21 protein-coding genes are annotated in these 26644 nt (G+C 65.8%); 3 read left to right on the forward strand and 18 right to left on the reverse strand.

Features of this window, described 5'->3' with window-relative positions; translation table 11 throughout:
• Positions 1-64 precede the first annotated feature (64 nt).
• Entirely contained in the window at positions 65-424 is a 360-nt protein-coding gene (locus ACFV15_RS16485) for a DUF6086 family protein (RefSeq protein WP_378351298.1), read from the reverse strand.
• A complete protein-coding gene (locus ACFV15_RS16490; RefSeq protein WP_378351318.1) occupies positions 424-4047 on the reverse strand; it encodes an ALF repeat-containing protein in 3624 nt (1207 codons plus the stop codon). The genes ACFV15_RS16485 and ACFV15_RS16490 overlap by 1 nt, the downstream gene beginning before the upstream one ends.
• 590 nt (positions 4048-4637) lie before the next feature.
• Here ACFV15_RS16490 and ACFV15_RS16495 point away from each other — a divergent pair.
• The 3 genes from ACFV15_RS16495 to ACFV15_RS16505 all read left to right on the forward strand — a co-directional run bounded on the left by ACFV15_RS16495 (position 4638) and on the right by ACFV15_RS16505 (position 8044).
• Entirely contained in the window at positions 4638-5123 is a 486-nt protein-coding gene (locus ACFV15_RS16495; protein WP_378351299.1) for a hypothetical protein, read from the forward strand.
• A 112-nt stretch (positions 5124-5235) separates the two neighbouring features.
• On the forward strand, positions 5236-7239 hold the full coding sequence (locus ACFV15_RS16500) for a trypsin-like serine protease (RefSeq protein ID WP_378351300.1): 2004 nt from the start codon (positions 5236-5238) through the stop codon (positions 7237-7239).
• Between the two features lie 382 nt (positions 7240-7621).
• Positions 7622-8044, forward strand: a complete 423-nt coding sequence (locus ACFV15_RS16505) for an Lsr2 family protein (RefSeq protein ID WP_378351301.1) — start codon at positions 7622-7624, stop codon at positions 8042-8044.
• Positions 8045-8176: 132 nt separating this feature from the next.
• Here the strand turns inward: ACFV15_RS16505 and ACFV15_RS16510 are convergent, their stop codons facing one another.
• The 16 genes from ACFV15_RS16510 to ACFV15_RS16585 form a co-directional block, all read right to left on the reverse strand.
• Entirely contained in the window at positions 8177-8452 is a 276-nt protein-coding gene (locus tag ACFV15_RS16510) for a hypothetical protein (RefSeq protein ID WP_378351302.1), read from the reverse strand.
• A 138-nt stretch (positions 8453-8590) separates the two neighbouring features.
• The gene (locus tag ACFV15_RS16515) at positions 8591-9355 is read right to left on the reverse strand and encodes a M48 family metallopeptidase (RefSeq protein ID WP_378351303.1); all 765 of its coding nucleotides are present in this window, start codon (positions 9353-9355) and stop codon (positions 8591-8593) included.
• On the reverse strand, positions 9352-10242 hold the full coding sequence (locus ACFV15_RS16520; protein WP_378351304.1) for a DNA-processing protein DprA: 891 nt from the start codon (positions 10240-10242) through the stop codon (positions 9352-9354). Before ACFV15_RS16520 ends, ACFV15_RS16515 begins: the two co-directional genes overlap by 4 nt.
• A 56-nt stretch (positions 10243-10298) precedes the next feature.
• Positions 10299-11096 (reverse strand): hypothetical protein, encoded by a 798-nt coding sequence (locus ACFV15_RS16525; protein WP_378351305.1) that lies wholly within the window; start codon positions 11094-11096, stop codon positions 10299-10301.
• A gap of 89 nt (positions 11097-11185) precedes the next feature.
• Positions 11186-11857: a hypothetical protein gene (locus tag ACFV15_RS16530; RefSeq protein ID WP_378351306.1), complete on the reverse strand. Its 672-nt coding sequence runs from the start codon at positions 11855-11857 to the stop codon at positions 11186-11188.
• A 76-nt stretch (positions 11858-11933) separates the two neighbouring features.
• Positions 11934-12701, reverse strand: a complete 768-nt coding sequence (locus tag ACFV15_RS16535) for a hypothetical protein (RefSeq protein WP_378351307.1) — start codon at positions 12699-12701, stop codon at positions 11934-11936.
• Positions 12695-13807 (reverse strand): hypothetical protein, encoded by a 1113-nt coding sequence (locus ACFV15_RS16540; RefSeq protein ID WP_378351308.1) that lies wholly within the window; start codon positions 13805-13807, stop codon positions 12695-12697. Before ACFV15_RS16540 ends, ACFV15_RS16535 begins: the two co-directional genes overlap by 7 nt.
• A 2029-nt stretch (positions 13808-15836) precedes the next feature.
• Entirely contained in the window at positions 15837-17843 is a 2007-nt protein-coding gene (locus ACFV15_RS16545; protein ID WP_378351309.1) for a hypothetical protein, read from the reverse strand.
• A 412-nt stretch (positions 17844-18255) separates the two neighbouring features.
• The gene (locus ACFV15_RS16550; RefSeq protein WP_378351310.1) at positions 18256-21084 is read right to left on the reverse strand and encodes a BTAD domain-containing putative transcriptional regulator; all 2829 of its coding nucleotides are present in this window, start codon (positions 21082-21084) and stop codon (positions 18256-18258) included.
• Positions 21081-22337, reverse strand: a complete 1257-nt coding sequence (locus ACFV15_RS16555; RefSeq protein WP_378351311.1) for a hypothetical protein — start codon at positions 22335-22337, stop codon at positions 21081-21083. Before ACFV15_RS16555 ends, ACFV15_RS16550 begins: the two co-directional genes overlap by 4 nt.
• Positions 22338-22367: 30 nt before the next feature.
• Complete coding sequence (locus ACFV15_RS16560; RefSeq protein ID WP_378351312.1) at positions 22368-22799, reverse strand: TadE/TadG family type IV pilus assembly protein; 432 nt, start codon at positions 22797-22799, stop codon at positions 22368-22370.
• A complete protein-coding gene (locus tag ACFV15_RS16565) occupies positions 22796-23188 on the reverse strand; it encodes a TadE/TadG family type IV pilus assembly protein (protein ID WP_378351313.1) in 393 nt (130 codons plus the stop codon). The genes ACFV15_RS16560 and ACFV15_RS16565 overlap by 4 nt, the downstream gene beginning before the upstream one ends.
• Positions 23189-23200: 12 nt before the next feature.
• Entirely contained in the window at positions 23201-23440 is a 240-nt protein-coding gene (locus ACFV15_RS16570) for a hypothetical protein (protein ID WP_378351314.1), read from the reverse strand.
• Positions 23441-23460: 20 nt separating this feature from the next.
• The gene (locus tag ACFV15_RS16575) at positions 23461-24345 is read right to left on the reverse strand and encodes a type II secretion system F family protein (RefSeq protein ID WP_378351315.1); all 885 of its coding nucleotides are present in this window, start codon (positions 24343-24345) and stop codon (positions 23461-23463) included.
• Entirely contained in the window at positions 24342-25190 is an 849-nt protein-coding gene (locus tag ACFV15_RS16580; protein ID WP_378351316.1) for a type II secretion system F family protein, read from the reverse strand. Before ACFV15_RS16580 ends, ACFV15_RS16575 begins: the two co-directional genes overlap by 4 nt.
• A gap of 1 nt (position 25191) precedes the next feature.
• The gene (locus ACFV15_RS16585; RefSeq protein WP_378351319.1) at positions 25192-26517 is read right to left on the reverse strand and encodes a CpaF family protein; all 1326 of its coding nucleotides are present in this window, start codon (positions 26515-26517) and stop codon (positions 25192-25194) included.
• Positions 26518-26644: the final 127 nt, after the last annotated feature.

The following is a 26644-nucleotide window of genomic DNA, read 5'->3' on the forward strand; positions in this document are numbered from 1 at the left end:
GAATGGGTGACCCTCGCCAGAGGATCACCCATTCGAATTCTCGCCACTAGATTCTCGGACTACCTTACATGGCGCGCATCATCTCCGATTTCGCTTCAAAAAGGTCCCGTTGAGAATCATTGACAGGCTCGATGGTCACGCCCGCACGTTCAAGCATTACTAGGCATGCAACAATGAAGCCCCGAGACAGCTCCTTATATGCGCGATTTCGCACCACCGAGCTTGTCAATACTGCCCGCATGTAGTCAGCAAGCTCTTGCGGGTTAACATTATAGTAGTCGGATGTCATCATCGACAATCCGTTACGCACCCCTTTGAGTTCATCGTGGTCGCCCAGAGAATCGGCGATCGCAATGAACAGCTTGCCAACCCGGAGGGCCGGGTCCCAGATCACATCATCGCCTACCGCGAAAACATAGCTCACTACAAGAACTCCAAAAATATTTGCACACCGGGATGTGCTTTACGATAGGTCTCCACTGAGGACTCGATGAGTGCACGGAAGTCAGGAAAGACGCCTGGCTCCATGCGTAGGCCGATTGGCGCATTCCGATACTGCTCCAGTTCTGGGGCATTTGCGCGAGCGTCGAGGTACTTGTCCCACTTTGCAAACACTTGCTTTTGGATCCACTTTTGATCCGCCTCAGCCCAGCCTGTGCCGACAGCACTCTTATCCTCCCAGAGAATCCCGTTTTGCACCTTATCTATATCGGTGATTCTCTGACCTGTGGCGGGATTATGTACATCTACCGGCCCCTGTCCTTCGAGGTTCCCGTGGTTCTTGCCAAGGTTGTTGATGTCGTCAATGGAGCCGTTGATGCCGTCGATCGCCATGGCGAGACCGCCGACAGCCGCTGCGAGCCCGGTCGCGATTGTAGGTCCTGCGGTGAACGCGCAGGCTATCGCCCCGACTGCGCCTCCGATGACTGCCCCAGGGAGTGCGCCGACCCCACCTTCCGGGGCTCCTATGGCAAAGCCGATGGAAGCTCCTGCGCCAATTTCCTCCAGGCAGGAGGTTCCGCCGGCGATGACCATGCTGATCCCACCGAAGGCAGCGCCGACCCCGGCGGCGGTCTCGATGAGATGCTGAATGAGCAGGAGAATGTCGCCAGCGTGATCGCGAACGAACTCCAGCGTGCCCTGCGCGACCGCGTCGATCATGCCGAGCAGTCGGTCAGCGGCGTCTCTGAGCTTGGCCAGGTCAGGTCGCTCCGAGACTCCTGCGGCCGCGGCGTTACGGACGTTCTGCACGGCGCCACGCAGTGCGACCACTTGTTGACGTGCTGCTTCTTCTTGTTGCTTGAGCACTACCGCGTTCTGAGCGGCCGCTGCCTCTTTGCTGGCTTCGACGGCGGACTTGGCCGCTGCGATAGCGTCGGCGTAGGCCTTGGCGGCTGATGCCTTCGCTTGTGCGGCAAATGAGGCTGCCTGGGAGGAGGAGCGTGCGGCTGCGGCGGCTGATGCTTTCGCGGCTTGGGCGCTGCCCTGTGCTTTTGCTGCGGCATCGCGGGCCTGCTGAGCCGACTCCGCGGCGTGGACAGCGGATTGTGCGGCTTGCTCGGCCGAAGCCTTGGCCTCAGCGGCGTACTGCTGGGCCTGGTCGGCCGAAGCCTTGGCCTGCTGAGCCCAGGCCGCTGCCTCGTCGGCCGCTCCTCGAGCGACCGCGGCAGACTGGGCTGCAAGTGCAGCGTTCTGCCGCGCTATTGCGGCTGATTGAGCAGCGTCTGCCAGGTAGCCGTTGATCTGCGCGATGTGACCGTTGGCGTCGGCGTCGCGCAGGCCCGCCTGGAACTGGCCTGCGTTGAGGAAGTCCCTCACATAGGACCACGGGCCCGAGAGTGCGGCGTTGGCTGCGGCTTTGACCTCAGGTCCGCCGTTGTTGAGGACCTGCTGGACCGCCACGCGGTCGTCGTCTTCTGCTGCTTTGCGCCAGCCGGTGGCTAGGAAGCCTCGGATGTCTTCGACTGTGCCAGAGAGTGCCCGGTTCGCTGCGGCTTGTGTGATCGGTCCGCCGGTGTTGAGGATTCGCTGGACCGCGATGCGGTCGTCTCGAGTCTTACCGGGGTAGTCGCGTGTGCGCAGGAATTCCTTGACCTGGTCGTAGGTGCCGGCTTTGGCGACGTTGGCCGCGTCACGCTGGGCAGTGACAGTGGCGCTACCGGCGATAATGGCGATGCTGAGCCGATCGTCCTGTTCGGTCGCCGCGGCCACGCCTGTCTGCACGAATGTGGTCACCTCCGACGCAGTTCCGCCGAGAGCCGCCATCGCCGCGAGTCTCACCTGCGGGCCGGCACTGCGCCACAGCCGAACGGCAACTTTACGTCCGTCGGCGACGGCGATATCAGGCGCTGTGCCCGGATTACGAGCTTCGGCAAGCAGGCGTTCGGTCTCGGCATCAAACTGCTCAGCTTTGTTGCCGGTCCACTGCGGCTCGGCAACGCGGTCCAGTTCGGCCTGCTTAGCATCGGCCGCGTCCCGCATACCCTGAGACTGCTGGGCTGCGAGGCGCTCAGCATCGACCTTGCGCGCCAGGTCAGCAGTGTGCTTGGCCTGGTCCGACGCGGCCTGGGCGCTGTCGGCTTCGTTCTTCGCCTCGTCCGCCGCAGCCTGGGCTCGAGCTGCGGCTTGTTCTGCGGTGTCCGCTGCGTCTGCGGCGGCCAAAGCGGCGTCAGCGGCAGCCCTGGCGTGTGCCGCGGCATCCATGGCGGCTTGCCGTGCTTGCTCGGCGTACGTGGCGGCTTCGTTGGCGATCGCCATTGCGACACCGGCCGCACGCTTTGCTTCATCTGCGTTGCGCTGGGCCCGAGCAGCAGCGGCAGCGGCCTGACCAGCGCTGGCTCCGGCTCGATGCGCCCAATCGTCGGCATCCTTGGCGGCGTTGGCAGCAGCTGAGGCATCGCCCGCTGCAGCAGCAGCGGCTTGCGCGGCTACAGCGACCTGTTTGACCGCGTCTGCGGCACGCGCGACTGCGTCGGCGGCATTGACTGCTCCATCTGCTGCGATGCGTGCATCCCGAGCGGCGTCGCGAGCGGCGTCGACCTTTCCGCGGTCGATGGATGCAGCGGCCGCGGCATTGCGTGCGTTGGCAGCAGCTTTCCCCGCCATCGACGCGGCCCACGCGGCTTGCGCTGCCGCGGTCGACGCCTCGCGAGCGGCGTTGCTCGCCGCGACGGCAGAATTGATCGCCGTCTGGGCGGCCTGAGCTGCACGGTTAGCCGCGTCCGCGGCGCGGGTAGCGGCGCCCGCAGCGTCAGATGCGGAATTCTGTGCCAGCCGGGTCTCCTCAGCGGCTTTCTCTGCCGCCGCCTTCGCTGCTGCCGCTGCGGCCACGGCCTCGTCCGCGGAGTCCTTCGCCGTCTGGGTCAGCACTGCGGAGCGCGCTTGCGCCCCCTGCGCCAGGTCCGCGAGCTGCGACACCGAAAGCGTCTCCTGGTCGCGTTGCACGGCGACCAGGTACCCGGAACTCAGGAAGAGTCGGACATTCTCGATGCTCGCCGCTGACAACGCGTAGTTGGCGGCCTTCTTCACCTCGGGGCCGCCGGTGTTCAACAACCGCTGCGTGGCGATCCGGTCGTCGGTGTCCTGGGCTCGCTGCCACCCACTGCCGAGGAACGCCATCTGGGCATCTTGATTGCCGTTGAGTGCGGCGTTTGCCCCCGATTTGACCGATGGCCCAGTCGCGGCGGTCAGCAGTCGCGTGATCTTGATTCGCAGATCGTCGCGCCATGGCTGCTGCCAGCCGGTGTTGAGGAAGGCGCGGACGTCGGCGATCGAGCCGCTCAACGCGCCGTTGGCTGCGCGCTGCGTCGCCGGTCCGCCGGTACCCATCATCCGCTGTACGGAAACACGGTCTTCGCGTTCCTGTGCCGTCACCAGCCCCGCGGTCAGGAATGTATGCACGTCCTGGTCTGATCCGCACAGAGCGGCTTCCGCCGCGCGCGCCACGATCGGGCCGCCGGTCTTCATCAACGCGGCGGCCTGTTGACGTTCGGTGGGTGGCGGCGGGTCGTCGGCTGCGGACGCTGGTGTCGCCACCACCCCGATCATCACCGCAGCAGCGACTACGACTGCCGTCGCCGCGCGCAATCTCCCCCTGCCCAACAAGCTTTGTTTCACTAGTGTTCGTCCCCTCTCTAGGAACACGCCGACCTCCCAGCACGGCTGGCGTTTGCGTTGTCTAAGCACGACACCGGTGAAGTTTCGCGCCCATTCCCGGCCGTTCCAGGCATTCCCAGGGTAGAGATCGTCCGCAACCCAAATAAGAACCGCGCCTCCATGCCCTAATGGTTGCGTTCGGACACGACAAACACCGCCTCGCGATCAATGACGCAAGGCGGTGATGGGCGACTCAGCAGCGATCCCCCCACCCCTCCTTGTCGACACGCTAGTGATCAGGTCAAGGCGCTCGCGTGGGCCAATCGGGTGGTCTCAACCACTGCTTTGTCACATCGGACATTCGCCTGAATTTCCTTGACGCGATCGGAAACCCGCGCATACGTTCTAGCGCGTCGTCACAAGAGGGCCACTCGTTGGCTTGGGGGGTGCGACACACTTCCTGACGTGCCACCTCCTGCGGCGACGCTTGCCTCGTTGACCACAGAACAGGAGTCCACACAGGAATGCGTTCCCCCACAAGATTGCTCGTCGTCGTCTCAACCGTCGGCGCCGCGTTGACAGCAGCAGCCGCCGTTGTCGGTGCGAGTGTTTCGGCTATCGCCGCGCCCGCTGACGACACCCAACCTTCCGCCGTCGAGGACGGCGCCTACCCCGGCGCCGACCAGATCCTGCGCGACCGGGGTATCACCCTGATCAGCGGCGACGGCCACCTGCAGCTGACAACCTGCGGCCTGCCCGGACTGGTCGAAGTGCACGCAGACGCCAACCAGGATCACGACCGCGACCCCGGTCACTTCTGCTTCAAAGTCTCCGGTCCCACCGGCTATCTCAAACTGCAAATTGCCGATGCCTACCAAGTGATGGGTGACGATCACAGCGTCCAGGCAACGGTGACCGTGAAAGGCCAGACCAGCACGGTGAACGTGGCAAAACATGGCTGGACCGGAATCGGCGTAGGTGCCGGACCGGATCCGGCCATGCTCGTCGAACTCAAAGCAGCACCTTAATCGGACAAAACCAACCAATCTCGACAGTCTTTCTTGGAGGGGGATCCTTTCGATGTCTTACCCACGCCCAGCCAGATATCTGGCGGGCACAGCCTTTCTCGCCATAGGCGGTTTGCTTCTCGCACCGGCCGCGCACGCCATCTCGAACAGCACCGAGGCCGCCAACGGCACCTACCTGTTCACCGCCAAAGTCACTATGGACGGCCGCGCCTGCAGTGGTGCGCTGATCGACCCGCGGTGGATCATCACAGCCGCGAGCTGCTTCCCGGACAACCCGCAGGGCGGGACACCCGCAAAACCAGCAACCGCCACGATTGGGCGCACTAACCTCACCAGCACCACGGGGCATGTCACCACCATCGCCGCTCTTGTCCGGCGACCGGACCGTGACCTGATGCTCGCCCGCCTCGACGCAGCGGTCACCGACGTCCCCCCGCTCACGTTGAGCACGACCGCCGCAGCGAGCGGTGAGGCGTTGCGGGTGGCGGGATATGGCCGCACCACCACCGAGTGGGTGCCTGACCTGCTGCACACCGGCACTTTCCGCGCCAACGCCTCCACGGCGACCACCGTGGCACTGACCGGTGACAACGGCACCGATACGTGCAAAGGCGACGCCGGCGGACCCGCGTTCCGTGAGGTAGGCGGCCGGGCGGAACTGGTCGCGATCAGCAGCACCACGTGGCAGCACGGCTGCCTCGCCGTATCCGAGACCCGCCAGGGCAGCACAGAGGCGCGCACCGATGACCTCAAAGCATGGATCCAGCAGCAGGTCATTGACCAGCAGGCCATGGTGCTCACCGCGACGGCGACCACCAAGCACACGGTCAACCTGACCTGGAAGCCGAACGCGGGCCAGAGCTACGCCAAATATCGAGTCTACGGCGCCACCACCGCCGAGGTGCCCCTCACTCCGGCGACACTGCTGGGTTCTCCGACCACACCGAAGTTCACCCACACTGGCCCGCTCGGGCCCCGGCAAACCTGGTACTACCGGGTTGTTCCGGTGACCGCAGCTGGACAGGACGGCCCTGTGACCACAGTGGCCTCGGCGACCACAAAGCCCGTGCCCGTCAGCGACTTCACCGCGGACGGACGTGACGACATCGCGGCGGCGTACTACTACGACGACGAGGACACTGGGCTACTGCAATGGAACGCCACCCAGAACGCTCCGGGACTGAGCACCTTCAACTCTCAATGGCGAAGCGGGGCCGGCAACTGGAACGGCCCGAACTGCCGCTGGCTCTCCGGTGACTTCAACGGCGACAGCCGCAGTGACGCCGCCGCGTTCTGCGGCTACCCCGAGCTCAACCAGACCAAGCTGTTCGTCTGGTACGCGACCCCGACCGGCCTCGGTGAACCGGAGGAAAAGTGGGACAGCGGCGAGGGGCAGTTCATCGCCGACCAGGCGCACTGGGTGGCCGGTGACTTCAACGGCGACGGCCGCACCGACCTCGCTGCCGCCTACGGATATGCAGGCTCCACCACTTCCCTGTTCACCTGGTACGCCACAGCAAACGGCTTCGGCCCGCCGACGGAAACCTGGGCAAGCGGTGACGGCCAGTTCAACGAGAAGCAGTCCCGCCTATTCGCCGGCGACTTCAACGGCGACGGACGCACCGACATCGGCGCCGCGTATGACTACAGCGGCTCCAGCAGCGCGATCTTCACCTGGACCGCGACCACGACCGGACTCGGCGCCCGCGAGCAGAAATGGGCCAGCGCGCCAGGAGCATTCGACGCGAGCAGGGCACGCTGGCTCTCCGGTGACTTCAACGGAGACGGCCGCAGCGACATCGCTGCAGCCTTCGACCAAGATCACGACCACGCCGTGACAACCCTTCTGGTCTGGGACGCCACCGCCACCGGATTCAGCAACCAGGCCGAACGCTGGAACAGCGGAACAGGAAGCTTCGACGCCCGCCAGGCGCAGTGGACAGTCGGCGACTTCGACGGTGACGGACGCAGCGATCTTGCGGCCTTCTACAGCTATCCCAACACCCACGGCGCCATCCACATGTGGCACGGCACCACAACCGGATTCGACACCAAAACCGTGCCATGGGAAGGCACTGTCGATGAACTCACCGCATCAAAGGCCCACCTTCTCTGACATCGACTAACCCAGACAACAGTAGGGAGTGCCGTCCCCGGCAGGTGGTGGCACTCCCTACTGTTGTCGCCGCCGGAGAAAAGACTGTTCGGCAGGGTGCTCGAGATTTCAGCGGGGCCGCATGATGGTTGCCGCTCGGTTCACGGGCTTCGGGGACTTGAGCCGTCCGGCCGATTGAATTCGCCCGTTCTTGACTACCCAGCTAATCACGGTCGCGTGGTCGCACGCGTATCGAAGCGTGACGGTGGGCCAGTCATCCAGTTCGACGAAGACGCCAGCGCGTCTCGACGCGTCTTGCTGACACTTTGGCGCGGCGCACCGCTCTGGCTCACAGCGTTGACTACAGTCCAAAGTGGGGGATTGTCGACAGAAAGAGAATCCGATGGCACAGAAAGTCCTCGTCGAGATGATCGACGACCTCGATGGTGAAACCGCCACGCAGACCGTTCCGTTCGGCCTGGACGGTGTGACGTACGAGATCGACCTTTCCGACACGAACGCGACCCGGCTGCGCGAGGCGCTCGCGAGGTTCGTCGACGCCGGAACGCGAACCGGCGGACGCAAAATCCGCCTCGCGACAGGACAGACAGCCTCAGTGTCGTCCCAGCTGGACCGCGAGAAGTCTCGCAGGATCCGCGAATGGGCGCTCGCTCAAGGGTACGAGGTTTCCGCGCGTGGTCGCTTGGCCGGGGAGATCGTCGACGCCTACGAAACGGCTCAAGCCGCCCCGGTCGTGGTCGAGAAGCCTGCGGTCAAAGCAGCTGTCAAACGAGGACCTCGCAAGAAGGCCACGGCAAAGTCGTAGTTCTGTTGGGTTCTGCGGTCGCGATACCGGAAACCGCGACCGCGGAACTCGCCAACGCACATCAGGTTCGCACCAACCGACGGGTCCTTCGCCAGCCTTCACTTGGCGTCCGGTTTCAATGATCCAGCGAGGCTACGTTGCAGGCTTCTGGTCGTCGATGAGGTTGTACAGCTGCCCGCGGCTGAGGCCGACCTCGCGTGCGATGCGGATCCTGGGAACTCCGTCAGCGTCGGCTGCGCGGATATCTGCCAGCCGTCCTGCTCGTTCGGAGTCTAGCTGGGTGTTCAGGGTTTCCTTGACGACGCGCAGTGTTTCCTCAAGGGTGCGGGCGCTGTCGAGGGCATGCTCGATGGCTTTCACCCGCTCTCGCCGGCTGTGCAGCACCGCGATGTGCTCTTCCTTCTCCATGGCGATGCACCTTGCTCTCGGCGGTAGGGGTCGCTGACTGGCCCCACTCGGCTAGCAGCCCACTGTTCAGCACAGTGTCACATAAGACACCCGCGCATGACAGACAAGCTCCCCGGTCCGTGTCAGCGCGGATGTCCGTCACCTTGGCTGGCAGGCTCCCATCCAGGTATGGCGGCCGAGGTCGTAGAGGAGGTGCTTTCGGTGTTGCCAATCGGGCATGAGGTGGTGCATCCGCTGTCGCCAGGCTGGTCCGTGCGGCGTGCCCGGCGGGTTGGTGGCGTGGGCTAGTTCGTGGACGAGCACGTACTCGGTCACTTGCTCAGACAAGCCGAACAGCGGCCAGTGCAAGGTCACCAGGTGCGGTGCTTTCTGGTAGATGCCCCAGTGACGACTCCCTAGGTCGCGGACCGCGTAGCGCAGCCCACGAAGGCCCGTCAGGTGCCGGTACTTGGCACCGTGTTCGCGCGCCCAGTCCAGCCCATGTGTGCAGTACAGAGCGATGATCGCTTCGCGCATCACCTCGGGATCGGCGCGACGGACGCTGAGCAACCCATCAGTGCCGGCGTCGACCTGCGCTGGCTGTCCGTCCGCGGTGAGGCGCAAGTGATAACGCTTGCCGAGCAAGTCGAAGGTTTCACCGTCAACGAGGGTCTTCATTGCGAAGTCAGGCGCGAGCTGTTGTGCGCGCTCCCGGTTACGGGCAATCCAGGCTCGCTCCGCGGCGACGAAATGCGCAACGCGATCGACCGGTACATCGGGCGGCACGAGGACGGTGACGGTGCCCGCAGGTCCGATCTCGATGCCGATGGATCGACGGCGGGGCCGTCGATCCACTGTGATGGCCCAGTCGCCGGGCAGACCGAGGTGAGCGAGGGCATCGAGGTAGTGCTTGGTCTCGGTCATCGCAGGCCTCGGGATTGGAGAAGATCATCGACAGAGGTCGAGGTGATCGCTGCCGCCCCGCCTGCCCGCAGGAGCTCGTTGGTTCCAGTGGACTGCCAGCTGGTGATCGGGCCGGGAACACCCCGCACATGGCGCCCCAGGACGCACGCGGCGTGAGCAGTCACGAGAGCGCCGCTGCGGGCGCCCGCCTCCACGACCACAGTCGTCGAGGCGAGTGCCGCGACCAGCCGGTGCCGAGCGACATGCCGGGACCTGGCTGGTGTCCTACCAGCCGGGTACTCGCTGACCACCAGACCGCCACAGTCCAGAACCCTGCTGATGAGCTGGCCGTTTGACTGCGGATACGCGACGTCGGTGCCGCACGGCAGGACGGCGATCGCCGGGCCCTCCCCCACGACCGCGCCGCGCATGGCTTCGGTCTCGATGCCGACCGCACCCCCGGTGACGACGGTGACGCCGGCGTGGGCGAGATTGACGCCGAGTTCGGCGGCGACGAACGCTCCGTAGTCGGTGGCAGCGCGGCATCCGACGACGGTCACCGCCGAGCAAGTGAGGTCGGTAAGCCTGGCGCTCCCGCGAAGCCAGAGCCCCAGGGGAACTCCGAGGCCATGCTCGGCCATACCGCGCAGAAGGTGGTGTGGCCAGTCGTCGCCTTCCGGGGTCACCAGCCTGGCAGCGCCCGACTCGATCACACTCACATCGTCATCCACGGTCGCGTCGGGGTGGACGATCTCCGCGAGGACGGCGGGTGGCGCGGTGCGACCGCGGATCCGGTTGACGGCTTCGACGACGCCGTGGGCGGCGACGAAATCGTGTACTGCCGGGGCGGGTGGTTCGGTCGCGTTGAGCAGATACAGACGCGCGAGCACGTCGACGGTGATGGTCATGGCTACTCCTTGATCAGGTGTGAACGGGCGGCTGCGGGTGCCCGGTGCAGGCGGGTTCAGGACTCGCTGCGGTCGTGCAGCGGGATGGGCAGGCTGTGGCCGACAAGGTCGCGCCACCGGGAGTCGGTGGAGTGCACGAACGCGCCTGACGCCATCAGCCACCTTCCTGGCGGCGTGTCGGCGGGCCGGGCGACATGACGGCCGTACTCGAACAGCAGGAACACCCCGGGCATGTCGTCGGACGGTTCGGCAACACGGGCGAACGCAGGAAGGTCGCGGTCCGGTCCGACGCCGAGAACGACAACGTGACGGGTGCGAGCGGACAGGCCGCCTCGAGGCGAGTGATACGGGCCGATCAAGACCTGCGCGCGCAGCCCCTTCGGCTGCGTGGACGTCTGAACGCTTGCGCCGTAGCCGCAGACCTGGTCCACGGAGGTGATACCCCACGGCGTGCCGACGTAGGCGGGCAGCACTTGGTAGGCGGGAACCGCACGCGAACCGTGCGGGATCATGGTGGCCGCCTTGGCCGGGAGTTGAGCGAGGACCGTGGCGCGGAGTTGCCGCGTCCACGCGGCGGCCGTGCCGGTGTGCCAGGTGAGCGCGCGGCTGGATCGGCGTTCGTAGCAGTCGATCAGGCAAAGCACGGCGGCCGGGTGGAACGGTTGCCCGGCAAGCTCGACGTGGCGGCCTGGCGGGTCGTCGCCGCCATCGCGCACTGTGCGCGCGGCGACGTGTTCGGCGTACAGCATCCGGCTGATCGCGGTCAGGTCGTCACAGGGTTTGATCAAGCCAAACTGGAGCGCGGCATTGACGAGTCCGTCGACATGCGCGCGGTGCAGCTCGTAAGGTTCCACGATGAGATCCTTTCTATACTTGGAGAAATAGGGCTGGTTGGCGGTCGAAGTTTGCGAGTCACCAGCGGGGAGGGCGAGCGGCGTCGCGGTTAGCTGAATGCGGCGACGTGGAACCGGTAGCCGGGAACGGCGTAGCGCCCGTCCGCATCCGGTGCGGTGCGGCTGACTTCGGTGAACACGCCGTTGCCGTGGCAGTAGCGACGCACGAGGTCGTCACCGTCGACGATGAGGCGGTGCCAGTCGCCACGTCCGTAGGACACGAAGGTGGTTCCCTCGATGAGTTCGGGCAGTTGGTCTCGCGTGACGCGCGGGATGACGTGCCCGTCGGTGTCGTAGTGGTCGGCCAAGACGGCGGGCAGCCCGAACAGTGGACTGCCGTTGCAGGTAAGGCTGAGCGTGACGACTACTGCGGTGCCGAGTGGGTTGTCGGGCATCGGTTCGCTGCGTGTCCAGCCCCATCCTTCGATGCGGTAGCGACCGCGTTCGTCTGCTGTCACGGTGTCGACGTGGTTGTTCTCGTTGTCTATCAGGTGCAGCACGTCATTGGTGAATGTCGCGGTCCAGGATGAGAACGGCACGAAGGTGTGTGCGGTGTTGAGCCATCGGACAAGTTCGGCGACGACCGGCGCGCGGAAACCGGGGATCTCGGACCCGTTCCACAGCTCTTGTTCGACGGTCGCCGGGAAGCCGGGGCCACCTGTGTCCAGCCACACCAGTACCTCATCCGGTTGCGGCGCGCGGGCGTCGGTGGTGATGTTCATGGGTGGTGTCTCCATTCGTGTGGTTGTCCTGTGTGGAGGATTTGCGTGGCGCGCGGTTCGATCTGCCTGGTCACAGCTACAGTTCGTGTGCCGCTGAACCATCGGTCCACTCGTGTGCGGTGAGCGTGCGGGGGAGGTAGCACCGGCAGTAGTCGCCGGGTTCGTAGCAGTCCTGGCAGAATCCGCACGCACGGCAGAATCCGGTGACGGTGTCGATAGAGGAGGACCAGTGGCACACGGCGCAGACTTCGTCGGTCGCGACCTGACTTGCGCCGGTCACGGGGAAATCAAGGTAATCGTTGTTCGAGTACCAGGTCCCGTTGTCCCAGATTCCCCTGTGTTCGTTGAGAAGGTAGGCGTTGCGCCGGTATCGCCTGTTGACGGTCAGGATGACGATCTTGTTGTTCGGTCCCATCCAGTTCTCCAACCGCGCGCGGCCGCGTTGGGTACTGAACGATCCGCACGGCTTCTGTGGCAGGAAATCCTCAGCGGCGATGCGCGTGTCACAACGCCGATCCCCCGCCCTCGGTCGCACCTTCCAGGGAAGGATTCCGTTGTGCGCAAGCACAGTGTCTCGGTCACCGCCGACGCGGAACGGATGACAGTTGCCAGTTCCACGCTTGCCGTGAGTGCCAAACCGGCTGTGGAACAGGGCCGGGCCTGCCGGGTGCTTGTGGCGCAACTTCGCGAACTTGGCGATCATCCTCTCCGCAGTCATGCCGCGCCCGACGATGAGCCGTTGTCCGTCGACGATGGCGAACCCGTGTCCGTCGTCGTTGATAAGTGCGCCGTTGGCGAGTGCGTCGGTGTCGGGCAGGACGCCGGATGGCAGGAAGGTCAGCATGCACATGCGAGTTCCTCCAGTTCGGAGGTCAGGGGCGCGTACTCGGGATGCAGGCGCAACCAGGTCGTGAATGCGGACCAGGCCCAGCCGCCCGCCCGTGTGATGGCGGCGATGCTGAGTTCGCGGGTGTACTCGACCGATGCCGCCGCCAAGGCCAAGGCGGCTTGAACTTGCTGCGGGTTAAGGGAGCTGGCGAACACGCGCAGTTCGAAGGTGTCATCGTTCTGGGTGTTGATCGCTTGGTATCGCGCGGCGCCTTTGATCCCCTTGGCGTACTCCTTGACGTTCTTGCGGTCGGTCTCGCTGAACGCGGCCCACTGGCTACTGACGCGCCGGGCGACCGTAGTCACCTTGGAGGCGTTGCGGTGCAGGAGTTTCATCCATCGGTAGACGTGCGCCGGGGAGTCGAACGCGGCCCGGCTGATGTGCACATGTAGTCCGTTCCCGTACGCGCTGCAGCCTTCCCGGCGCAGGTCGGCAAGCATGGCCCACGGGAAGCGTTCCATGGCCCAGCCGTAGGACATGGGGTGCGTGACGATCTCAAAACCGTGATCGATCGAGCAGTCTTCTTTGAGGTAGCCGAGACCCTTGAGATGTCGCACGGCGACGTCGGCGCAGTCTTGCGTGAGTCCGGTTGGTGTGTTGATTTCGATTTCCGCGCCCAGGAAGAGTGGGCCGGTGCCGTGAAACTCGGGATATGGCTTATAGCTGTAGTCGTGAACGCCGTCGACGTACTCGTCACGGTCCTCTTCGCAGGACTCGCAGTAGTCGCCGCCATCGATGAGGTCGCCGCAGCCTTCGCAACCCCAGTAGTCGATCGCGCAGGAGTCGCACAGGTCGGAACCGCTGGCTGTGCCACGGACGGTCTCGGCATACCGGTCACAGGCGTCGCAGAAATAGAAGTAGTTGCGCGCGCAGTAGGAGCAGATGTCACCGCCGTCCGTCGTCTCGGAGGTGTCGGCGGTGCGGGTGTCGCAGTGGTCGCAGACGGCATAGTCGTCGGCACACGTTTGACAGGCGTTCTTGCCGTAGACAGGGGTTGTCTCGGCGGTCTCGTTCCCGCAGAGGTCGCACGTGTCCTGATGTCCTATAGTTGAGGTGGGCATAGCAGAGCTGCCTTCTGATATGTCAAGAGTCTCGGCGGGGATTGCACTCCCTGCCGAGACTCGTTTTGCTAAGACGGCTTGTCGTGTCCGCGCGGTGGCGCGTCCGCGAGTGCCGAAAATTCAGAGGCCATGGATGAGGTGTTCAAGCCCATGGCGCGGCTGGCTACCAGTCGCCGACAGTGCAGACCGGGCCACAAGTCCCGGTGTCGTGTAATCCGCCGGGCGCGAAGTGAGCGCGAAGGGCGGTCAGGCCTTGCTGTTCGTCGCGTTCGCGGTCTTTCCGTCGCCGTGCTCCTGCCCATTCGACGGGAGGCGCACCGGCGAGTAGCTGATCGCAGCGGGGGCATCCGGGCGTTTTGCGACCGAACACGGGCCCGCCGCACGTGTGTTTCAGAACGGGTTCCATGATCTCACCTTTCGCTGTAGCGGATGACTTGCTCTGGTTTCCTTGCACGCCAAGGGCGCGGTGATCGCGTGCGTATGCGGCCGCGCCGTTGGCGTGCTGGTGGTTGTCGTGAACGTGTTTGGGTGGCCCACTCTCACCGGGCCGAACGGTCCGCCCCCGCTGCATTCCTGTCATCCTTTGGATCACGACGTTGTCTCTAGGGTCGTGGCGTGAGTCACGCTCGCCTAGGTATCCCCACGGGTGCGGTGTTATGTCGCGCGGTCTAGGTATCCACACCCGCCACGCTTTTCCGTGCCGTCAGGCACGTCGGATAGCCCCATTAATCTGTCCCGCTCTCGCGGTGAACGCTCTGCACGTTCGTTGACCTCTTATCGGACCTTGCTTTCGACACTGGCTTATGCACCTAGGGGCGGCATTCCATCCGTGGACGGATGGCGCGGACACATCTGGCACTCATAAGCGCGGATCACGCAAGGAACGTGGGCTATTCGCTCTATTCCAGCGAGCCGCAAGCGGCTTGCTGGTCGTTCACAACGGACGGCAGACTCTCCGTTCCGATGATCTCGGGTGGCTCACTCGCGGGATTTCGATTCCCGGTCTTCGCGATTCCCAGATCTTCACTCCCAGACTGTTCACCGTACCTGTCTAGTAAGACATAGTGACTAGACAGTCGCAACCCTCAAAGTTCTCTCGTGATCATTCCGTTACCTATGTCCAGGTTGCGCCTTGGACCACCGAAGCAAGACGCAAGGAAACAAGCGCAGGAGACCGCCCAGGGGCGCTGTCCGACGCACGAAAACCGCAGACAGGCACCCGAGAACCGCGACGGCAGGCGCGGCAGCTCACGCGCGCTTGACCATCAGGACGATCACAGCGTCACCAGCCTTTCGGCTCACCCTCCCAGCCCCCGGCCCTCAATCTCGGCGAGCGCGACGCGGGCCGATCGGGAGGGTGCGCCGACCAGCACCGTGATCGGCGGAGCAGCACGCGCCGGCCGCGCGGCGTTAAGAGGTCGAATGCTCGATGTTCGGAAAGGCGAGGAAGACGAAGGGCGCAAAAACTGCATGAGTCGGCCACCGCTTCAATAGTTTCCACCTCCGGGCCGACTGTTCACTTGCCTACTGGCACCGAAGTCTGGCCCCACGCGGGTAGGGGCAAAATCTGCCGCCACCTTGGGCAGCGCGGGCGCGACCCCCTTCCCGTCTAGCGGGTAGGCGGATAGGTAAACGGAAAGGTAGTGGGATTAGTAGGTGAATCGACCTGCAGGATCTCACGTCTGACTTCATTTTATCAGCGGCGATTTCATCTCAGCTTCTCTTGTGAAAAGTGGTTGAGACTAGGCCGCCTGGGGGTGACGTTCCCGACACGCCGCGGTTGCTGCGGGCCCGCGTCAATTTCGACGCGTTGATTCTAGCATTGCCGTGGCGGACTTTCGCTTGCATAAGGGGCAAAATTATTACTCGGAACTGCTGCGGTTCCAACCCTGTGAACGGGGGTAATCCACTCCGGACCAGCCCCCGAGATCACCTGCATTCTACCCATGATCAACGACCGCTACACGACAAACATCCACTGGGTTACGAGGTAGCGTCTAGCCGGAGCCAAAGAGCGCTCCAAGTCGGCCTACGTCCGAGCGAGATCGTTCAGGTTGGTTACCAGGAAACCGGCGACGAGTTGCCCATTAGAGTTCAGCACTGGATCGACACACGCTGCCGCGCCGTCGGTGCTGGCACGAGTCATGAACAGGTCGAACTGTTCATCTGTGGCTACGATGGTGGCCGATACCGACGCAGGCATGTCGACTCCTGCGATCTTCCAGTTTGCTGTCATTTCGTCGAAGCGCAACGGGTTGGTGAGCAAGATCGGCATCTGCAGGATCGTGAAGAGTTCCCCCGTCTCGGGGTCGTTCAGGTAGAACAGTGGGGCGTAGTAGTTCTCGGCCACACTGTAGGCAGAGACGGTTGCTTCGGTGATTTGAACTGCTCGATGTGTCAGGACTTCGGGCGGATTCGGATCTTCCGCTGATATGACGGCCGACCGCTGGCCGTAGCCGCGCAATCCATAAACCAGCGGATTTCCCCTGGCAGACGTCTTCTGAAGGGACTCATTCAACTTCGTAGCCATCTGTCTGGTCTGTTGACGGCTGCCTCTGTGAACATGTCCTCGAACGAGGACGTATCTGGTAGAGCCGTCAGCGAGGTCGTACTCGACCGCCCATCCACCGGTCGTGGCTGCGCTGTTCGTCGGGTTCCAAGCAAAACGCAGAAGAGCACCAGCACCAGCGAGATCCTGTGAACGCCAGGCAGCCTGCCCGGCCCGGAGTTGACGGATCCATGTGCTGATGTCGAAGTCGATCAGGGAAGTAGAGATAGGGAAACCGTCCACACGGAGCACTCCGACAACGCGGTGTGTGGGATGGAGACAACCGCGGTGGACGATCCCGACCTGGTACGGATGGTTAGCCTCATCGACTTCTATCAAGTAGGCCCTGTTCTGGGAGATGACTCGACCGCAGACCAAGCAGGCCATAGGACGAGCAGCGGCCATGAGGGCAGCGTTAAAGGCGGCTGCGTGCGCCTGTGCGAGGGGCGTGTTGTCGAGATCGCCAAGGCTGGTCTCGAACACAGTGGCGGCCTTGTCGCTGATCTGGCTGGCGAGCCCATCTTCGAGCTCGCGAATCATGCCGCTGTAAGTCGCGGTGCGCCGTAGTACGCGCCACCGAACACCTTCGGTCAGATGTACGAAGCCGTCAATAAAGTGGAGGCGCCGAGCGCCAGTATCGTCGAAGCGACGAAACTCAGCTAAACAGACACGCCCCTCCGCGTCTTCACCCAGCAACACCTCCCGTCCCATCAATGCGCCGCCTTGAAATTCGAACGGAGGCTCGGCTTTGTCCGGGATAGGCGAGGCAGCCTCTGTTGTACTCTTGACAGTGAGTAGCGTGCCGAATCGAGCGGTGAGTCCGGATTGATCGATCGACATGCGGTCGCGGGACAAGGATAGGCACGTGGCGACAAGGCTGTGCCACAACGGCAAGGGGGCGTCCCGTGTAACTGTGGAGAGGGCAGTCAGCGCCATCCGCTCCCCGGTGGCATCTTCGGAGACATCGATTGTCTCGACGTACACGGCTCGGAGGATCTCGTCGAAAGTCCGGGTATCACAACGCGCGCCACTGGCGATCTCGTATTCCCGGAACACATGATCCCTAATGACATCCATTGTCTGGCGCTCACTCTTGGTGAGTGGGTTGGCCTCAGCTCCAGTCGGACTGAGCCGATATGCGTGGCACAGCTTTTTGAGTTCTTGACGGATCCTTGTCGATGCCGCCGACGAAACGGCAAGGACGTACCTATCGCCCTCACGGTAGTCGCGGTGCGCTACGACAACCTGGCGTACGAATTTCGCGAGCTCAGAGTCGACCCGACTCGATAGCGCGATCGAGTTCTTCGCCTGGATCATGACGCGTCCTCGGTGAAGCTCCAGGGTTATGTCATCGACGGCATTGGCCGTCTCGAAGCGAACCACACGTGGGACCTCGCCCACTCCGCCGAGCCCGAATGAGCCCAGGTCAACCACGTCGGCGAGCATACTGACCAGCGCCAAAGCGCCAACCCGCGCTTGAAAGTCCATGCCTGAGTTGACTGCTGCGCCTCCGCCGACCACGTTCGGATCATAGCTCTAAGTGTCTGCGCCGTAGACCTCGTGGCCGGCGATCCACCCGGTCCCGACGCCCAGCGCCGAGAGCACGCCCGATCAGGGTCCTCGCCAACACGGGCTTCGTTGCGAACGCGGTGCCAGCGCGACCTCGGCGATGAGACCCTACAATGGCGTTGCCTACACGCGGAGCCGGGAGGGCAGCTGCGGTATTCCCCGCGCTGCGAGCACATAGCCCGCCCAGCGAATTCACTCGTGCCCGTTTCTTGACTTTTGGGAAGTCGACGTACTTCACAGGAAAGTACCGGTAGCCTTTCCATAGTAACGCAGAATATCCGCTGGCGGATTCCGTGTCCACTCACTCCCTCGTCGCGACAGCAGCCGTTGCTTAGCTGGCGCGCGGCACTTGCTGTCGATGATTGCCGTGCTGTTGCTGAAGATTGTTCGCCAGCGCAATGGTGCTGGGATTGGGACGTTCGCCGATTCCGGCGAGTGTGCTGGTGAGCAGGGCGAGGGTACGCGGGATGTTGTCGTGGCGTCCGAGGCGGGCTTGGATGCGCATGAGGTCGCGGTAGATGGCTTCGTTGCATGGGTCGATGCCGCGGGCGCGTTCGAGCAGGTCGAGCGCGTCGGCCGGGTCATCGCGGGTGGTGGCGTGGATGATCTCGCTGTAGGCATCGAGGATGGCGCGGCGAAGTTCTTCGCGCGGCGGGTCGATCCAAGCCGCGGTGAGGCCGTCTGCGAGGTCTGCGGGATAGAGGTCGATGGCGGCGCGCAGCGCGGCGATCCGCGCGGCCGCGTTGGGCGTGCGGCGGGAGCGCGTGAGCGCGTCGTTGAGCTGCCAGAGGTCGACGTCGACGACGGCCGGGTCGAGGCGATAGTGGCCGTCGCCGGCGAGAGTCACGTTCGTCAAGGTGTCACCGGTGGCAGCGCGTAAAGCGCGGCGCAGCTGCGACAGGGTGGCGCGGAAGCTGTTGTACGGCCTATCGCCGGGTGCGTCCGGCCACAATGTGGCGGTCAGCCACGCGCGCCGGGCCCCGTCCGGGTGCAGGGCGAGGCACAGCAGGATTTCCCTTTGACGTGGCGAGAAAGCATCGATGATGTCCGCCTGCCCGGCTGCGCTGTGCAGCAGTCGCGGACGACCGAGGACTGTCAGCCGCAGTGGGGGTCGCTCCTGCGGCGCTGGACCGGTCGGGGTCCCGGCGTCCTCGGTCGTGTGTGTCTTCGTCTGTACCGCCGGTTTCGGATCATCTGCGGGGCCGGGCGCTAGCTCGGCCGCGAACTCGTAGCTCTCGCCGCCGGTGCTCGGCGGGCGATGATCAGCGACGTTGACGTCACAGGTTTCTGGCTGGGCGTCATGCAGCAGGGCGAGTAAGTCAGCCGTGTCGTCGGCTGGGAGGTGGAACAGCCGGGTTCCGTTGAGGGCCGTGGCCTCGGTGGTGGTGTTGGTGACGGTGCCGTCGGCGCTGACGTGGGCGGTGCCGCCGGCCAGCCAGGTGCCGAGCAAGAGTGCGGTGACCGTGGAGCCGGTGACGAGTGTGGCGCGAAGGCGGCGGTAGCTGTCGACGTCCGGTGTCGTGACGAGCACTGTGCGCTCTATGCCAGGAGATTCAGTGTCGCAGATATCCAAGGCGTGCGGGAGATTGTCGGCGATCCGTAGACGTGCGGGAGGGTCGGCCGGTGCTGTGCCGAACAGGGCTCGCACGTCGGCTGCGGGTATCACCACGGCCGTGTCGGTCGTGGTGTGCGCGAGGAGGGCGATGACGAGGGCACGGGCTGCAGCGTAGGCGCCGGGGCCGACCAGTCCTAGGCCGTGCTGGCGCGCGAGGTCGACGGCGACGGGGTGGCCGTCGCGGACGCCGACCACGGTGGTCCCATCCGCAGGTAGTACGGCGTCGGCGGTGGCGTGGGCCTGGTCGCGCAGTTGCCGGTCCGGCGGCCGCCCGTGGCTCGGCAGCTGGTGCTCGCCGCCTGTGGTGGTGTCGTGGGCGATGCGCAGTGCCCGCACGACCGGTGTGTCGGTGCTGTCGTCACGCTGGCTGTGTCCGGGACGGTAGGCGCGGCGACGGCGCAGGCGGACCGTGACAGCAGCGGCGGTGATCAGCGCGGCCAGGCCAAGCCCGACGTACGCGTCGGTCGACAGGTCGAAACTCACCGCGGGATCCGCCGACGTCGGACCGACTGTGGTCGGCGCGGCAGGTGGTCGCGACGTGGCCGGCGGGACCGGTTCGGCGGGCGCGGTTGGTGTCGACGCGGTCGAGGGAACAGGAATGCTCGGCGGCGGGCTGGCGGGATCGCCAGGTGGCTCCGGCTCGGGTGCAGCTGTGACGTTCTGCGGAGCGGGGAGAGTCAGTTGCCAGTCCGGTCGTAGCAGGTCAGGGTCGCGTAGGGCCTGGCCGTCGGGTTGGCGGCGTCCGCGGTTGAGATCGAACAGCACGCGCCAGGCACCGGGGTCGCCGAGTTCGCGGACGGCGATGCCGGACAGCGTGTCCTCCGGTTGCACTCGGACGGTGCGAGCACTCGAAGCGGGGACGGGCAGGTGGGTGGCGTCGGGTGGCAGCAGGAGGAGGTCGTTCGGGTAGAGCTCTCCGGCGCGGGGGATGCGGTCGGCGTTGAGGTCTTCGATCTCGCGGTAGCGGCGGCCGTCGCCGAGGTAATAGGTGGCAAGGCGCCAGAGGGTGTCGCCGGCGAGTACGACGATACGGGGACAGTCCGGTCGCACGGCGGGATCGGCCCAGGTGCGGCCGGCGTGGCCGGCCGGAGTGTCGGGGTGTGGTGGCCGGTGCGGGGCGGTAGCGACGATCTGGGTGCCGGTCGCGGGAAGTGCGCTGGCGGTGCCTGCGGTGCAGACGAGGATCGCGGCGGCCACCATCCCGGCGATCCACCGGCGCGCAGGCATTCGCGACGGCCGGATGCCGCAGCGGAGTTGGCGGGCAGCCTCGGTGAGGATCATGGTGGCGAGGGTCAGCCAGCTGATCCACGCGACGGCGATCAGCACGTGTGCGGGCAAGGTGCCGTCGAGCCAGCCCCACCGCAGCGCCGTCCACGCATCCGCCGGCCAGTGCGGCAGGTCGGCAAGCTGCGGCCACTTCTCCGGTACCAGGCGGTGTGGGTCTGCACCCCACGCGAGCAGTAGCGCCGGGACGCCGCCGAGCAGTAGGGCGAGCGCACTCAGCGCTGCAAGGCCGCGGGCCGTCTGCCGGGCGTGGCGGCTCACGGGAAGGCTCCGGCGGGGCTGGTTCCAACGCCAAGGACCGCGGTGGCGGTCGCGGTGGCGTGATAGGAGTCGACGAGCAGACCGAGGGTGGCGGGCTGATCGACGGTGACGGTGACCCGTACGGTGCGGGTGTTCTCGATGGTGACTTCGCCGGGATATCCGGTGCTGTGCAGGTAGGTGCGGGCGGCGGCGGCCGCAGTGCCCGGGTCGACGACGATCGTGGTGCCGCGGGTGTCGAGGGCGGTTTCGGCGGCGCGGGCCGCTTCGGCGGCGATGGCGTCCGCGCGGATGATCGCTTGCATCTTCCCGGAGCCGTCCACGACCAGCGCGAGCACGAGCACCAGCGCGGGGATGAGGACGGCGGCGAGCACGCTCACCGCGCCGTCATCCCGACGGTGACTGGTGGCGGGGTGTTCCCAAGCGAACGGTCCCGTGCCGGTGAGATCGCGAGCGGCGGTGACGTAGGCGAACACTGCCTCCGGCACGGATTCAGCCGCATGGACCGCTGGGTCGATGGACGGCACCACGGTGGTCTCCAGCTCGGCGCGCAGTCTCGCGGCCGTGGCGAGAGCATCCACATTGGCCGTCCACACCACAACGAGTGCGACCGTCTGACGCAGGCATTCGGCGACCCATGCCACACCCGCGTCGAGTGCGCCGAGGTCGGCGTCGACCGAGCGCACGAGGCCGTCCAGTTCCTGATCGACTCGCGCCTGTTTCACGGCGAGCCGCACCGGCTTCACGCTATCCACAATGGATAGAACTTGCCAAGCCGCGATGTGGGCGTCGCTCAGCAGCGTGGCATCGAGCCACCTGGCGGCAGGTTCGCTGTGTAGGAAGTGAAGACTTTCCACGAGGCTCGTGACCTCGGCCATCACGTCCGTCCGCAGACCGGCGAAGTCGCCGATGCGGAAGAAATTGCCTCCGTGTGGCCGATTTCGCAAGGATCGGGCACGGACCTCGTCGTCCAGCTCGACGCGGATACGCATGTATTCCAAGCCACTGCGCAGGAAAACAGCCACGGTCAGGACCGAGCCGAGTGTCAGCTGCAGGCGCGCGAATCCCGAACCGTCGCAGACGGTGCCGTAGACGACCGCGGCCACGCCGGCGACACCGCCCAGGATGTTCAGCGCTGGGAATGTCTCTTTCAGGATGAGCCAACGTAGGGCCCGCCGCTGAATGCGCGCAGGATCCAGACCTGGCCGCCACACCAGCCGATCATCGCCGTCGCCGGTTACTGGAGACGTCGTCATCGTGGTCCTCCCCATTTTCGGTGCCGTGGTTCAGCGACGGGCACGGAACGGATCGAGCGGGCTGGTGAAGGTCGAGCTGAGCTCCCGGGTACCGGGGAGTCCTGGCAAGGCCAAATCCGAGAGCGCCACGCTGCAACGAACGTCCACCCGCACACTCGCCGTCGTACCGACGCGCGCGGCGAACCCGGTGGCGTCAACAGTGATAGTCGTGTTCTGGCAATGCAGCCCCTGCTCCCCCAGGACCCGGTTCGCGGTCGAAGACGCGGACGCGTGTGCGTCGGCGGCGGAGCGGGCGATCGAGGCAGCTCGGGCCGCAGTGGTCGCGGCGTGGTCGACGGTTTGCCCGGCGTGGCGGATCCGTCCACCGACGATCATCAGCAGCAGGACCGCGAGAACGGGCAGGGCGAGCACGGCCAGCTCGACGGTGACCGATCCTTCATCGTTCCATCGCTGGCGAGTCATGGCAGGCCGCCAGGTGTTGTCCACCGTTCCTTCGCCGCATGCGCAGTCGCGGACACCCGCAGGTCAAGCCCGGGAATCGGCAGCACCTGCAGCACGGCAGCAGACACACTGACCTGGACTCGGGTGGTGTCGCCGGTGGCGTGGACGGCGGGGTCGGAGAGCATGCCGTCTCCGGCGCGGCGCAGGAACGAGGCCGCGGTGTCCTGGCCGTGCGTGGTGGTGCCGGTCAGGGTGCGGGCGGCGTCGGCGCCTTCCTGCGCGGCGGTGGAGACCAGGTCGCGGGCGTGCCACCACAGTCCAGCCTGCACGATCGACAGCACCAGCAGCAGAGCTAGGGCGAACAGGATCGCTGCGGCGACTGTTTCGGATCCGCTGTCGTCGGTGTCCATGATGGTCACCCGCTACTGGATTTTCGCTTGGTACTTCTGCACTGCCGCGGTGATCGCGGCACCGAGCCCCACTGCCAGCGCCAAGGCGATCGCGACGATGACCGCCTTCTCCACCGTCTCCGACCCCGCGTCACCGCTGGCACGAGCTTGGTTCCATCGGTCGCGCATCTCGTCGGCGCACGCCATCAGCCAGAGCGCCACGGCAATACCGGCGACCTGTAGACGATCAGAAATGTTGGTGCGTATAGACATCATGTTCCTACTCCTTCAATTCATTGGCCGATCAACAACCGGGAAACTGTGGGGTAAAGCAGGAGGATCAGGAAGCCGATCAGCAGGACGGTGACCGGCAGGTCGAGGCGTTCGCTGCGAGCATTCGCTTCTGCCCGGTCCGCCGAGAGCGCCGCCTGGCGCAGGGATTTCGCTTGCGCGGTCAGAGAGGTGTAGACAGCGGCGCCATCGGAGGCTGAGGACATGATCGCCGCGAGGTCGGCCAGCTCCGGCACACCGACCCGGTCTCCCAGCTCGGTCAACGCCACCCACGGCGTGATTCCACTGTGGACAGCGTGGCCCAAGGTGGCACGGATCCGCCGGAAAACCCGGCTGTCGGAGATCCCGGACGCTTCCCGCAGCGCCTGGGCGGGCGCGCGGCCGGTGGCGCGTTCCTGGGCCACCAGGTCCAGATAGACCGCCAGGCCACGCCGAAACTCCTCCCGCACTGCAGCGACTTCCTCACGCAACGCCAGCGCCGGCACCACGATCCCGGCCATCGACCCACCCAGCACACCGAACGCGGCCAGCTCCGCCGGGACCGCGGCACCGGTCATCACGAGGGTGAGCCAGCACAGCGCGACCAGCCCGCCGCCGATACCGGCCCAGGTCAGGCGCCGGAGGAGGTAGCGGCCGGGGCTGATGCCGACGAGGTCGAGTTCGGCGAGTGGATAGCCCCACCACCTGCTGTTCGGATCTGACCCGCTTGCGAGCGCCCAGTCCGCGAGGCGATCGGCCCAGGGTTGTGGGCGTTGGTCGGGGTTGTCGATGCGGCCGAGCGCGGCAGTGAGGTTGATCGGCGCCGGCCGCAGGCACGCCCACAGGACGCAGAAGACGGCGAGCCCGCCGAGTGTTCCGATCAGGATGGCCCAGATTGTGGTGGTCATCGTCCGGCCTCCGTGGTGTCGAGCATCCGGGCGGGGCGTTGGGTGCGGGTCAGCGAGTGCATCCACCAGAACGCCAGCGCGAAGATCCCGGCCGCCGCAGCCATCACCAGCTGACCGAGCACAGTGGACAGCGGCGCCAGATAGTCGTGGGCGAAGACAGTGAACCCGGTCAGCACGACCGCGGTGATGACGATGAGAGCGCGGACGTTGGTGCGAGGTTTGGCGCGGTCGGCCTCGATCTCCCGACGCGCCGCGACTTCAGCAGCGAGCGCGGCGGCTTTGTTGTCCAGAACGTCGGTGAGCCCACGCCCGCCCGCGCGGGTCCGCAGGATCAGCGCCATCACGACCTCGTCCGCTGCCGGGTCGGCCAACTCGTCCGCGAAGGTCCGCAACGCCGGTTCCAAGCCCCGGTCGCGCACGCCGGCTGCCAGAGCGGCGATCTGCTGGATCAAGGGTTCCGGCGCGGTGCGCGCCGACGCGGCGATGGCTTGCTCCAGACCGCCCGCCCCAGACCGCAGATATTCAGTGATGCGCCGCGTCCACGCCTGCAGCGCTTCCAGCCGTGCGATCACCAGCTGCGCGTCCTGTTGCCTCACCAAGCCTGGCACGATCAGCACGGCCGCCGCGATCGCGACCGCGGCGACAGGCCAGCCGGTGCCCAGCCACACCCCGGATCCGGCCAGCGCCGCGGCGCCGCACCGCGCCAACCGATCCCGCTTGTCCCACAACGCATCCAGTCGGGCCCTGGGCACCGACACCAGGCGTACACCGGTGAAGCCGGCGATCGCCAGCGCGACGGCGGCGACAGCCAGGACTCCCAGGCCGAAAGGCAGTAGCACGGTCATCTCACGCCTCCCGTCGAATTGGGGTGGTGTGCCAGGCGCCGTCCGGCCGGTCGAACACGGCGCGGTCGAATCCATGTCGTCGTAGCCGGGCCAGAAGGCGATCGCTCGGCAGGAAGGCGGGGACGGCGCGGCCGTCTGCGGGGCGGGGTGCGAAGACTCGGGTGGTGTCGGGGCGGCCGGCGTCGCCGATGTCGCCGACCTCGAGGATCTCGGTGACAAACCGCTCCCGGCTCGTCCGCCCGGACGCGGCGACGTGGTCGACTCGGGTGACGTGCACGACGAGGTCGATCGCGGCGGCCGTCCAGTGGTGGGTGGCGTCGATCGCCAGCGGCGGGGACGCCAGGTGACCGAGTGCGGCGATCCGGTCGAACACCGCCGTCGCCGACGTGGCGTGCAGCGTGCACATCCCACCCGCGGCGCCGTTGCCAAGGGCGCGCAGCATCGCGGTGACCTCGCCCCCGCGGACCTCCCCGACCAGCACCCGCGACGGGGAATGCCGCAGGACCTGCTTGAGCAGGTCGTCGAGGGTGACCGCGCCGTGGCCTTCGGCGTTGGCGAGACGGGCTTCCAACGCCGTCACCAGCGGCCGCCGCCCACCCAGGTGCAGGCCGAGTTCGTACTCGTCCTCCACGGTGACGACGTGCTCGCGGACCGGGATCCGCTCCGCGAGCGCTCGCAGCAGCGTCGTCTTCCCATCCCCTGGGCCGCCGGAGACGATCATGTTGACCCCGGCGTGGACCGCGGAGGTGAGGAAGTCCCGCAGGATCGCGTCCACCGTGCCGAGTTCGACGAGGTCGTCGAGGGTGGTGCCGGTCAGCCGGTGCCGCCGGATCGCCACCCGCGGCCGGTCCGCCACCTCGATCACCGCCGCAAGACGCGCACCCAACGGCCCGCCCGCGGCGAGGCGCAGGTTCCCCAGCGGGTGTGCGGGGTTGAACTCGCGGGAGGTCTGCCCCATCCGCGCGAAAATCCCGGCCAGCATCTCGGTCAGCGCGGCATCGGTGTCGGCGACCGGATACGGCCACCGCTCCAGGGAACCATCGGCCAGCTCCAGCCACACCTGGTCACAGCCGTGGATGTGGATGTTCTCCACGTCGTCGCGGCGCAGCAGCTCGTCGAGCACGCCGAGCCCGGACAGCGCGGCCAGCACCGCACGCGCCGTCCGCCGCTCGAACTCGACCGACACCGGCGGCACACCGTTCGCGGCTCGACGGCGCACCCACGCGGAGATCTCCTCCTGCACCAGCACCTGCAGTCGCGCGGGCCCCGGCGACTCAGCACCCTGGTGATCGAGGCGGGTGGCGACGGCTTGCCGGATGTCCTGCACGGTTACGGCATCGGGCTGTTCGCCACGCCTAGTACTCCAGCTGTAGTTCGTGATCGGGTGCTGGTTGTTGGTGCCGTCGCTGGTAGTGGCATTGGCGGGCTCGGTGTTGGTGGTGTCGTCGCCAGGT

Source organism: Amycolatopsis sp. NPDC059657 (genome assembly GCF_042734395.1).
Lineage (GTDB): Bacteria > Actinomycetota > Actinomycetes > Mycobacteriales > Pseudonocardiaceae > Amycolatopsis.

Coding starts and splice junctions, on each gene's coding strand:
- ACFV15_RS16490 (WP_378351318.1), bottom strand. CDS start 4,047: ATGATCGGGGTGGTGGCGACACCAGCGTCCGCAGCCGACGACCCGCCG.
- ACFV15_RS16505 (WP_378351301.1), top strand. CDS start 7,622: ATGGCACAGAAAGTCCTCGTCGAGATGATCGACGACCTCGATGGTGAA.
- ACFV15_RS16510 (WP_378351302.1), bottom strand. CDS start 8,452: ATGGAGAAGGAAGAGCACATCGCGGTGCTGCACAGCCGGCGAGAGCGG.
- ACFV15_RS16515 (WP_378351303.1), bottom strand. CDS start 9,355: ATGACCGAGACCAAGCACTACCTCGATGCCCTCGCTCACCTCGGTCTG.
- ACFV15_RS16520 (WP_378351304.1), bottom strand. CDS start 10,242: ATGACCATCACCGTCGACGTGCTCGCGCGTCTGTATCTGCTCAACGCG.
- ACFV15_RS16530 (WP_378351306.1), bottom strand. CDS start 11,857: ATGAACATCACCACCGACGCCCGCGCGCCGCAACCGGATGAGGTACTG.
- ACFV15_RS16535 (WP_378351307.1), bottom strand. CDS start 12,701: ATGCTGACCTTCCTGCCATCCGGCGTCCTGCCCGACACCGACGCACTC.
- ACFV15_RS16540 (WP_378351308.1), bottom strand. CDS start 13,807: ATGCCCACCTCAACTATAGGACATCAGGACACGTGCGACCTCTGCGGG.
- ACFV15_RS16545 (WP_378351309.1), bottom strand. CDS start 17,843: ATGGACTTTCAAGCGCGGGTTGGCGCTTTGGCGCTGGTCAGTATGCTC.
- ACFV15_RS16555 (WP_378351311.1), bottom strand. CDS start 22,337: ATGACGACGTCTCCAGTAACCGGCGACGGCGATGATCGGCTGGTGTGG.
- ACFV15_RS16560 (WP_378351312.1), bottom strand. CDS start 22,799: ATGACTCGCCAGCGATGGAACGATGAAGGATCGGTCACCGTCGAGCTG.
- ACFV15_RS16565 (WP_378351313.1), bottom strand. CDS start 23,188: ATGGACACCGACGACAGCGGATCCGAAACAGTCGCCGCAGCGATCCTG.
- ACFV15_RS16570 (WP_378351314.1), bottom strand. CDS start 23,440: ATGTCTATACGCACCAACATTTCTGATCGTCTACAGGTCGCCGGTATT.
- ACFV15_RS16575 (WP_378351315.1), bottom strand. CDS start 24,345: ATGACCACCACAATCTGGGCCATCCTGATCGGAACACTCGGCGGGCTC.
- ACFV15_RS16580 (WP_378351316.1), bottom strand. CDS start 25,190: ATGACCGTGCTACTGCCTTTCGGCCTGGGAGTCCTGGCTGTCGCCGCC.